This window comes from Microbacterium sp. HMWF026 (assembly GCF_003061325.1).
Classification (GTDB): Bacteria; Actinomycetota; Actinomycetes; order Actinomycetales; family Microbacteriaceae; genus Microbacterium; species Microbacterium testaceum_E.
The window spans coordinates 1-10,434 of sequence record NZ_QAJB01000049.1 but is presented as its reverse complement, the minus strand read 5'-3'; the positions used below and the strand labels follow the sequence as shown (position 1 = coordinate 10,434).

Genomic DNA, 10,434 nt, shown 5'->3' with positions numbered 1-10,434 from the left:
GCCCCACCCCGCCGATAAACGCCATCCCTGCCGAGAAACGCGCAGCCACCGCGTTTCTGAGCACGAACAGCGTTTATCGGCAGCCCTGGCTCGAGCCGCGCCCCCGCACACGACGGCGCCGCCGGCACCCCGCACACGACGACGCCGCCGCACCCGAAGCTGCGACGGCGTCGAAAAGCGACGGCTCAGTGGAAGAAGTGGCGCTCGCCCGTGAAGAACATCGTCACGCCGGCCGCGCGCGCGGCGTCGATGACCTCGGCATCCCGCACCGATCCCCCGGGCTGGATGATCGCCGAGATCCCCGCGTCGATCAGCACCTGCGGCCCGTCGGCGAAAGGGAAGAAGGCATCGGATGCCGCGATCGAGCCGGCCGCGCGGTCGCCGGCGCGCTCGACGGCCAGTCGGCACGAGTCGACGCGGTTGACCTGGCCCATGCCGATGCCGACCGTCGCCGAGCCCTGCGCGAGGACGATCGCGTTGGACTTGACCGCGCGGCACGACTTCCACGCGAAGATGAGGCTCTCCATGTCGGCCTCGGCGGGGCGCTCGCCCGAGACGAGCTCCCAGTCCTTGGCGACCGACTCGATGTCGGCGGGGAAGCGGTCGGCGTCCTGCAGCAGCAGGCCGCCCGAGACCAGGCGCACGTCCATCGGCTCCTGCTTCCAGTCGGCGGGAAGCCGCAGCACGCGCAGGTTCTTCTTGAGCTTGAACACCTCGAGCGCCTCGGGCTCGAAGTCGGGGGCGATGATGACCTCGGTGAAGATGTCGCGCAGGTTCTCGGCCATCTTCAGCGTGACGGTCCGGTTCGCCGCGATCACTCCGCCGAACGCCGACACGGGGTCGCACTCGTGCGCGCGCAGGTGCGCCGAGGCGATGGGGTCGAGGGCGTTGGGCGCGGCGACGGCGATCCCGCAGGGGTTCGCGTGCTTGATGATCGCGACCGCCGGCTTGACCATGTCGAAGGCCGCGCGAAGCGCCGCGTCGGCGTCGACGTAGTTGTTGTACGACATCTCCTTACCCTGCAGCTGCGTGGCCTGGGCGATGCCGTGGCCCCCGACGCGCGAGTAGATCGCGGCGCGCTGGTGCGAGTTCTCGCCGTAGCGCAGGGTCGACAGGCGCTCGGCCTGGATCGTCAGGTGCGCGGGCAGGTCGATGTCGTCGCCCAGGGTGCCCTCGGCGAACCAGGTCGACACGGCCGTGTCGTACGCGGCGGTGTGCGAGAAGGCACGGGCGGCGAGCTCGCGGCGCTGCACGAGGGTCGTTCCGCCCTGCGCCTGCAGCGCGTCGATGATGGCGGGGTAGGACTCGGGCGAGACGACGATGGCGACGTTGGCGTGGTTCTTGGCCGACGCGCGCACCATGGCGGGGCCGCCGATGTCGATCTGCTCGACGACGTCGTCGCCCTCGGCACCGGATGCCACGGTCTCGACGAACGGGTACAGGTTGACCACGACGAGTTCGAAGGGCCGGATGCCGAGGTCCTCGAGCTGCGCCTCGTGCGAGGCCAGCCGCAGGTCGGCGAGGAGCCCGGCGTGGACGTTCGGGTGCAGCGTCTTCACGCGGCCGTCGAGCGACTCCGGAAAGCCGGTCACGGCGGACACGTCGGTGACGTCGTACCCGGCCTCGCGCAGCAGCGTGGCCGAGCCGCCGGTGGAGACGATCTCGACGCCGGCCGCCGCGAGAGCGGCACCGAGCTCGAGAAGGCCGGTCTTGTCGCTGACCGACACCAGCGCGCGGCGGATCGGGACGACGTCGCGGGGACGGTAGTCGGCGGGGTCGTGGCGGGGTCCGGCCATGGCGTGCGGCTCCTGTGTCTCGAGTCGGGTTCGTTCGCGGCGGACGAGTGCCCGCCGCGCGGTCAGGCGGTTCGGGATGCCGCGGCGGCGAGGTCGAGCTCGCCCTCGGCGATGCGGCGCACGACGTCGATCAGCAGGCGCCGTTCGACGGGCTTGATGCGCTCGTGCAGGGTGTCCTCGGTGTCGCCGGGCAGGACGGGGATGCGTTCCTGCGCGAGGATCGGTCCGGTGTCGACGCCGGAGTCGACGACGATCACGCTCGCCCCCGTCTGCGTGGCCCCGGCGGCCAGCGCGTCGCGCACGCCGTGCGCGCCCGGGAACTCGGGCAGGTACGCGGGGTGGGTGTTGATGATGCGCGGCTCCCACGCGGCGACGAGGTCGGCCGGCAGCAGGCGCATGAGACCGCTCAGCACGACGAGGTCGGGCTGCCACACGGCCAGCTGCGCGCCGAGCTCGGCACCCCATTGCTCGCGCGAGGCGAACGCGTCGTACGCGACGAGGAAGCTCGGGATGCCGAAGTGCTCGGCGTGGGCGAAGCCGTCGGCCTCGCGGTCGGCACCGACCACGACCACGCGCGCGGGGAAGTCGGGGGCAGAAGCCGCCTCGAGCAGGGCGCGGAGGTTCGAGCCGGTGCCGGAGATGAGGACGGCGACCGTGAGCACGCGCTCAGTCTACGCAGGTGCGTCGGCGGGGTCCGCTCAGTGGGAGCGGTCGGGGTCGTCGTCCGCCCACGCGGCGCGGATGCGCTCGCGCACCTCGTCGTCGGTCGGCGAGAGGGGCCCGGTGTCGTCGGCGTCCGGCTCGCGGTAGGTGCTCGGCCAGGCTTCCGAGGCGATTCCGCGGCCGGGGACCGGGGCGGTGGGCGCCGGGCCGGTCATGTGCTGGTCTCGGTCGAAGGGTTCGTGCGCGCGGGCGGGGAACGAGAACGCGGGCACCTCGTCGTGCACCGGGAAGTCGTCATCGTGCGCCCCGACTCGGGGGCTCAGCAGCAGGATCGAAAGACCCACCAGGGTCTCGACGCCGAGGGCCAGCGCGAGGGGGCCGGGCTGGGGCCCGGTCTCGGCGAGGCGCCCCGGTCCGATCGACCCCGCCGAGGCCACGGCGATGAGCGCGCCGACCCCGCCGGTGAGCACGGCGACCGCGACGGCGGCGACCAGGCGCGGCCCCACCGGCTCGGGGCCGTCGGTCCGTGGCATCCGGGATCGCAGGATCCATCCCGTCAGCGCGCCCACCGCGACGGGCAGCAGCACGAGCAGAAGCAGCCACGACGAGGTCGTGTCGGGGATCGCTCCGAGCACCGGGATGCCGGGGAGCGCACCCACCTGCGTCGCGGCGGGCGTGACCGCGGTGTCGGTGCCGAGGGCGAAGCCCGGGCCGGCGGTGAAGGCGATGGCCCAGAGCACGAGCGTCGGCAGGTACACGAGCTGGCCGAGGGCGATGACGGTCGCGCCGATGCCGTCGGCGTTGCTCGCCTGGTAGAGGCCGATGACCTGCGTCGAGCGCGCGACGAGTCCCGCCACCACGACCACTCCCCCGACGGCCACCAGGCCGAGGGTCGTCAGCGCGACCCCGCGCAGGGCGAGCTCGGGGACGCCGCTCCAGGCTCGCGGCATCCGCTGGATCTGCGCCCGCAGCGCGTCGACCGGACCGTCGTCGCCCACGCGCCACGAACCGACGAACGCCCCCACCAGCGACGGCGCGGCGAACAGCAGAGAGGGCAGCAGGATCGACGGCCAGAGCTCCGACGACACCAGGGGGGCGTTCGCGGTGACCGCGACGAGCGTGGCGAGGGCGGCGAAGACGATCGAGCCCGACACCCAGCCGGTGACCGCGGCGCCCGCCTCGGCGGCGCGCGAACCCGAGCGGGCGGCGAACAGCGCCGTGAACGCGGCGAACGCGAGAGGCGCGAGCGAGAGTCCGATCGTCGCGAACGACGGGTCGATCCCCGTCGCGGCCAGGTACGTATCGGGGAGGGTCACGGTGACGGGGACGAAATGCCCGAGGTGCCAGATCGCGGCCGAGGTGGGCCAAAGCGCGCCCCACTGCGGGTCGCCGATGCCGAACACCCACAGCAGGGTGAGGGGCGCGAGCACCACGGCGATTCCGCCCGCGGCGGCGAGCACCGCGTCGAGGGCGGCGAGAAGGGCGACGAGAAGGCGATGCATGGGCGTGAGGAACCTTACCCGCGCCCTCTCGGAGGGTCGCTCAGGCGCGGCGGCGAGACCCCGACACGAGAGCGCGCAGTCGGTCGAACCATCGCGCCCGCGGCGCGGCGGGCGCGGGCACGGCGGGCACGGACGCGATGGGCACGGCGGGCGCGGACGCGGCGGGCACGGGCGCCCCCGTCTCCCGGCGCGCGTCGCGCCACCTCTCCCACACGATGGTCGCGAGCCGCGGGTCGGCGCCGATGGGGGCGGAGGTCAGGTCGGCGTCCGCCTTCTCGATGACACGAGAGAAGTGGCCGGGCGCGAGCACGTAGCTCGCCGCGACGGTACGCGCCCCCTCGGCACGTGCGGCCGCCACGGCGTCGGGGATGCGGGGCTCGGATGCCGCGGCGTAGGCCGTCACGATCGGGCCGGGCGCGCCGGCATCCGCCATCATCGCCGCCACGCGTTCGACGTCGACCACGGCACCCGGGCGCGTCGATCCGGCGGCGGCGAGCACGATCGTGTCCCCCTCGGCGGCGCCGACGGCGCGGACCCGATCGAGCAGGATCTCGGCCAGGAGCGGGTGCGGACCCAGCGCCGGGGCGATGGGCAGGCCCTCCGCCGCCTCGACCAGATCGACCTCGGTGTGATACCCCGTCGACAGCAGCAGCGGGACGATGACGATGTCGGGTGTGCGGGCGCGGGCCTCGGCGACCACGTCGGTCACGAAGGGACCGTGCACGTCGACGTAGGCCTCGAGCACCTCGACGTCCGCGGGTGCGGTGTCGCGCAGCACGTCGAGCAGGGCCCGGACGACCTCGCGCCCCTCGTCGTAACGCGTGCCGTGGGCACAGGCGATGAGCACCGCGGTCATGAGTCCTCCTCGTCGATCACGTCGAGCCGGTATCCGCGCTTGTACACGGTGCGGATCAGGTCGGTCCCGCCGAGTGCCTCGCGCGTGCGGGCGACGGCGACTTCGACGGCATGACCGCTGGCCTCGGTGCTCGACAGCGCCGCGAGCAGCTCGGTGCGCGACACCACGGTACCCGGCGCCTTCGCCAGGGCCCGCAGGATCTCGACCCCCGTGCGCGGCACGGGCACGAACCGCCCGTCGAGCACGACGCCCGAGGAGCGGATGCCGAGCGCCCCGGCCGTCGTGGCGATCAGCGGCGCATCGACCCCGCCGTAGTGCGTGACCACGGCGCGCACCAGGGCTCCCAGGCGACCGCGGTCGGGCACGAGGGGCTCGATGCCGGCGTCGAGCAGGGGACCCGCCGTGATCGGCCCCACGGCCGCGACGAGCACCTGGCCGCTCCGGGCACGGGATGCCACCCCGCCCAGCGCGTCCGCGCGTTCGGCGGCGAGGATCCACTCGCGGGCGGCCGGGGCCGAGGTGAACAGCACGGCGTCGATCTCGCCCCGCGCGACCTGGCGGGCCGAGGCGGCGACGGCCTCGGGATCGGGCGGTGGGCCCCATCGGTAGATGGTCAGACTCGTCACGCGAGCCCCGGCCGCCTCGAAGGCCTCGTCGAGTCCGTCGGCACCGGACCCGTGATGCTGCACGGCCACGTGCAGACCCGCGACCCCCTCGGCGACGAGGAAGTCGCGCAGCTCGGCCGAGGTCTCGCTCTCGGCCACCCAGTCGGCCTCGAACCCGGCCTGCTGGATCGCCCCGCGCGCCTTCGGACCGCGCGCCACGATCCGCGCGCTGCGCAGCACCGCGCTCAGTTCGTCGTGCAGACCCGCCTCGTCGGCGGTCTCCATCCAGCCGCGGAAGCCCACGCCGGTGGTGGCGACGACGACGTCGGGAGGGTCGGCGACGAGCCGGCGCGTGGCCGACACGAGCTCGTCGTCGTCGACGTGCGGGATGATCGTCAGCGCCGGGGCGACGCGCACCCGCGCGCCGTGTCTCTCGAGCGCGGCCGACAGCTCTCCCGACCGCCGGTCCACGGGCAGCAGCACGGTGCATCCGAGGAGCACCGTGCTGATCGTCCGCGCGGGTGCCGTCACCCGACGCCCTCGGCGTGGGCCGCGGCGGGCAGCAGCAGGTCGGCCCGCGCGACCTCGCCGAACACCAGCACCGCCGGGTTCGACAGGCGGTGGGCCTCGGCATCCTGGACCGCCGTCGCCAGCGTGGTGCGGATCGTGCGCTGCGCGGGCGTGTGGCCGTTCTCGACGAAGGCGACGGGACGCGTCCCGGGAGCACCGGCAGCCCGGGCCGCGGCGACGAAGCGCGGCAGGGCGCTCACGCCCATGAGGGCCACGACGGTCGCGGTGTCGTCGCGCAGGGCCGCGAGGGTCGCCTCGCTCGGGACGTCCTGACCGTTCACGAGATGCAGCGTAGCGGCGACGCCCCGGTGCGTGACGGGGACGCCCGCCGCCGACGGGACGGCGATCGCGCTCGAGATGCCCGGAACGACCTCGACCGGGATGCCGGCCGCCCGGCACGCCAGTACCTCCTCGCCGCCCCGGCCGTAGACGAAGGGGTCGCCGCCTTTCAGCCGCACGACGCGCAGCCCCCGAGCCGCGCGGTCCACGAGGATCGCATTGATCTCGTCCTGCGGCACGGGGTGGTGCTGCGGGCGTTTGCCGACGTCGACCAGTTCGACGTCGTCGCCCAGTTCGGCGAGCACGCCGGTGGGTCCGAGGCGGTCATGCACGACGACGTCGGCCTCGGCCAGCAGCGCGCGAGCGCGCACGGTGAGCAGGTCGACCGGGCCGGGACCGCCGCCGACGAGCGCCACGCTCCCCACGAGCGGGCGACGTCGACGGCGGAGCGGAAGGGCGCCCTCGGCGAGGCGCTGGGCGATCGCGTCGCGCACGGCGACGCTGCGGCGGGGGTCGGCGCCCGCGGTCGAGACGACCCCGACCATGACGTCGCCGCTGGTCGTCTCGGCGGCCAGGCGCGCGGTGCCCTTGCCGCCGTGCCCGGCGTTGACGCACCACACGCGACGGGCCTCGGCGGCCTCGACGACGGCCGCGTCGACCGACGCCGACCCGGTCGCGGTGTGGCAGAACCATGCGTCGTCCAGGTCGCCGACCTCGAAGGCGCGGGCGCGCCAGTCGATGTCGCCCGCCGCGGCGAGCGCCGCGAGGGCGTCGGTGACGGCGGGGGCGATCACGCGCACCCGGGCGCCGGCGGCGCGCAACCGGGCGATCCGTCGCTCGGCGACGCCACCACCGCCGACGCACACGACGAGCTTGTCGGTGAGGTCCAGTCCTGCCAGAGCGATCATCGGGGGTCTCCTCCTGCGCCGGCGGCGTCGGCCGCGGGGGCGATTCTGACGAACACGTCGCCGTCGGTCACGGCCACCGGATGCACGCGGACGGACCGCGACTCGGCGCCCTGCGCGTCCAGGCAGACGCCGGTCCGCAGGTCGAAGACCTGCTTGTACATGGGGGATGCCACCGTGGGCACGCCCGCGCGGTCGCCGACGATTCCGCGCGAGAGGATGGCCGCCCCGCTGTACGGGTCGATCTGGTCGGTGGCGAAGAGGCGTCCGTCGAAGGTGCGGAACAGCGCGATCTGCCGCGCGCCGACCAGGGCGGCGGCCCCTCGCTCGACCAGCAGGTCGTCGACACGGCACACGCGCACCCACCCGGCGGAACCGTCCACCGCGTCCGTCGAGCCGCCGCGGGGCGCCGGGGGCGCGGCATCCGTCATGAGGTCCGCGTCCGTCGCGTCCACGGTGGTCATGAGCGCACCGCCAGGGTCGTGCCGCCGATGAACACCGCACCCGACGTACGCTCCTCGGTCGTGGCGGGGCGGGGCTGACCCCGTTCGCTCACGTAGGCGAGCGTGGGGTCGGCCGTGTCGGGGGCGTTGACGAAGCTCTGGAACCGCTTGAGCTTCTCGGGGTCGGCGAGGGTCGCCGCCCACTCGTCCTCGTAGGTGTCGACGTGCGCGGCCATCGCACGGTCGAGGTCGTCGGCGATGCCGAGGGTGTCGTCGAACACGACGCCCTTCAGCGCGTCGAGGCCGCCCTCGTAGTCCTGCATCCAGGGAGCGGTGCGCTGCAGGCGGTCGGCGGTGCGGATGTAGAACATCAGAAAGCGATCGATCGCCCGCAGCAGCCCGTCATCGTCGAGGCCCTCGGCGAACAGCACCGCGTGCCGCGGGGTGAAGCCGCCGTTGCCGCCGACGTACATGTTCCAGCCGGCCTCGGTCGCGATGACCCCGACGTCTTTGCCGCGGGCCTCGGCGCACTCGCGCGCGCAGCCCGAGACGCCGAACTTGATCTTGTGCGGCGAGCGCAGGCCCCGGTAGCGCAGCTCGAGACGCACGGCCATGCCGACCGAGTCCTGCACGCCGTAGCGGCACCACGTCTGACCGACGCACGACTTCACGGTGCGCAGCGCCTTGCCGTAGGCCTGGCCCGATTCGAACCCGGCGTCGACCAGGCGCTTCCAGATCTCGGGCAGCTGCTCGAGGCGGGCGCCGAACATGTCAATGCGCTGACCGCCGGTGATCTTCGTGTAGAGCCCGAAGTCGCGGGCCACCTCGCCGATCACGACGAGGCCCTCGGGGGTGATCTCGCCGCCCGCGATGCGCGGCACGACGCTGTAGGTGCCGTCGCGCTGGATGTTCGCCATGACGTGGTCGTTGGTGTCCTGCATCGTGGCGAGCTCGCCGTCGAGCACGTGTCCGGAATACAGGCTGGCCAGGATGCTCGCGAGGGCCGGCTTGCAGATGTCGCAGCCGCGACCGGTGCCGAAGCGCACGACGATCGCGGTGAACGTCGTGAGCCCCGAGATGCGCACGGCGTCGAAGAGCTGCGCCCGGGTGAACGAGAAGTGCTCGCACAGGCCGTTCGAGACCTCTTTTCCGGATGCCGCGAGCTCGGTCGCGACGAGCTTCTTGACGAGGGTGAAGCACGAGCCGCACGCCGCGCCCGCCTTTGTGCACGCCTTGACCTCGGCGGCGTCCGCGCAGTCGTGCGCGGTCACGGCGTCGCGCACCGTCCCGGCGGTGACGCCGTTGCACGAGCACACGATGGCATCCGCCGGCAGGTCGCCCTGCGCGGCGGGCGCGAGACCCTCGGGCAGCAGGTACGCGGCGGGGTCGCCCCCGAGAGCGCGACCCACCAGGGGGCGCAGCGCGGTGTACGCCGACGCATCGCCGACGAGGATGCCGCCGAGCAGCGTTCGCGCGTCGTCGCTCAGGACGAGTTTCTTGTACACGCCCGACACCGGGTCGGCGTAAGTGACGTCGAGGGCGTTCGGCGTCTCGGCGAACGCGTCGCCGAAGCTCGCGACCTCGACGCCCGACAGCTTGAGCTTGGCCGAGGTGTCGAACCCGTCGAACGCGGCCTCACCCCCCAGCAGGCGGGTCGCGGCGACCTCGGCCATCGCGTAACCCGGGGCGACCAGACCGATGCACTGCCCGTCGAAGCTGGCCACCTCGCCGATCGCGAGGATCGCGGGGTCGGACGTGTCGCAGCCGGCGTCGATGACGACCCCGCCCCGCGCGTCGACCGCGAGCTCGGCCCCGCGGGCGAGTTCGTCGCGGGGGCGGACGCCGACCGTGAAGACGACGATGTCGACGGCCTCCCACGTCCCGTCGCGCAGCTCCAGGCCGCACACGGCGCCGGTCTTGTCGGCATCCACGCGGGTCGTCACCGACTGCGTGCGCACCTCGATCCCGCGCGCCTCGATGAGCCGCTGCAACGTCTTCGCGCCGCCCAGGTCGAGCTGCGCCGACATGAGCCGCTCGTTGGACTGCAGGACGAAGGGCGAGACACCCTCGGCCTGCAGCGCCCCGGCGGCCTCGAGGCCGAGCAGGCCGCCGCCGACGACGGCGCCGCGCAGGGGGCGGCCCAGCTGCGCCGAGCGCTGCGCGACCCAGGCGCGCATGCCGGCGACGTCGTCGAGGGTGCGGTACACGAAGCAACCGCGGTGATCGAAGCCGTCCAGGGCGAGGCGCGCGGCGTACGACCCCGTGGCCAGCACGAGCCGGTCGTACCGGTGGGTCGCCCCGCCCGCGGTGGTGACGGTGCGGTGGGCGCGGTCGATGCGGGTGACGCGCGCGTCGGTGTGCACCCGCACCCGCTCGTGATCCAGGACGGCGGGGTCGAGCGCGAGCTCCTCGGGCGTCTTGCCGGCGAACACCCCGGTCAGGCCGACCCGGTCGTAGGGGCCGCGCGCCTCGTCGCCGAGCACGGTGATCGACCAGCGGCCGTCGAGGTCGCGGCTGGTGAGGCTTTCGACGAAGCGGTGGGCCACCATCCCCGCACCGACGACCACGACGGATCCGGATGACGCGGGGTGGAGCATCCCGTCACGGTAGGCGGCGGAGTTTGCCGCGGCGTCAGGGGCGTGTTTCGTTCCGGTTGCGGGGTGCGAGCGGGCCATGCCCCGACGTTAGGCAGCCGAGGTTTCCCCCGGCCTCGCCCCGGCGTTACCCCCGGCGAACGTTTCTCTCACGCGACCGCGCCCGCCCTGTGAGGTTTGGATGCCGGCATCCCCTCCCCCTCCCCGTCGCCCGTCCACTC

8 protein-coding genes are annotated in these 10,434 nt (G+C 73.7%); all 8 read right to left on the bottom strand.

The window, feature by feature from the left end:
- Window positions 1-185: 185 nt before the first annotated feature.
- Entirely contained in the window at window positions 186-1,796 is a 1,611-nt protein-coding gene (purH, locus tag DBR36_RS02445) for a bifunctional phosphoribosylaminoimidazolecarboxamide formyltransferase/IMP cyclohydrolase (protein WP_108317411.1), read from the bottom strand.
- Between the two features lie 62 nt (window positions 1,797-1,858).
- Window positions 1,859-2,458: a phosphoribosylglycinamide formyltransferase gene (gene purN / locus DBR36_RS02440; protein ID WP_108317410.1), complete on the bottom strand. Its 600-nt coding sequence runs from the start codon at window positions 2,456-2,458 to the stop codon at window positions 1,859-1,861.
- Between the two features lie 36 nt (window positions 2,459-2,494).
- The gene (locus DBR36_RS02435) at window positions 2,495-3,961 is read right to left on the bottom strand and encodes a DUF6350 family protein (protein ID WP_108317409.1); all 1,467 of its coding nucleotides are present in this window, start codon (window positions 3,959-3,961) and stop codon (window positions 2,495-2,497) included.
- Between the two features lie 40 nt (window positions 3,962-4,001).
- Window positions 4,002-4,817, bottom strand: coding sequence for a sirohydrochlorin chelatase (locus DBR36_RS02430; protein WP_108317408.1), 816 nt, complete (start codon window positions 4,815-4,817; stop codon window positions 4,002-4,004).
- Complete coding sequence (locus DBR36_RS02425; protein WP_108317407.1) at window positions 4,814-5,953, bottom strand: uroporphyrinogen-III synthase; 1,140 nt, start codon at window positions 5,951-5,953, stop codon at window positions 4,814-4,816. Before DBR36_RS02425 ends, DBR36_RS02430 begins: the two co-directional genes overlap by 4 nt.
- Window positions 5,950-7,179 carry a uroporphyrinogen-III C-methyltransferase gene (gene cobA / locus DBR36_RS02420; RefSeq protein ID WP_108317406.1) on the bottom strand — a complete coding sequence of 410 codons (1,230 nt, stop codon included), beginning with the start codon at window positions 7,177-7,179 and terminating at the stop codon, window positions 5,950-5,952. Before cobA ends, DBR36_RS02425 begins: the two co-directional genes overlap by 4 nt.
- On the bottom strand, window positions 7,176-7,640 hold the full coding sequence (gene nirD / locus DBR36_RS02415) for a nitrite reductase small subunit NirD (RefSeq protein ID WP_375136044.1): 465 nt from the start codon (window positions 7,638-7,640) through the stop codon (window positions 7,176-7,178). The genes cobA and nirD overlap by 4 nt, the downstream gene beginning before the upstream one ends.
- Window positions 7,637-10,216 carry a nitrite reductase large subunit NirB gene (nirB, locus tag DBR36_RS02410; RefSeq protein WP_108317405.1) on the bottom strand — a complete coding sequence of 860 codons (2,580 nt, stop codon included), beginning with the start codon at window positions 10,214-10,216 and terminating at the stop codon, window positions 7,637-7,639. The genes nirD and nirB overlap by 4 nt, the downstream gene beginning before the upstream one ends.
- Window positions 10,217-10,434 lie beyond the last annotated feature (218 nt).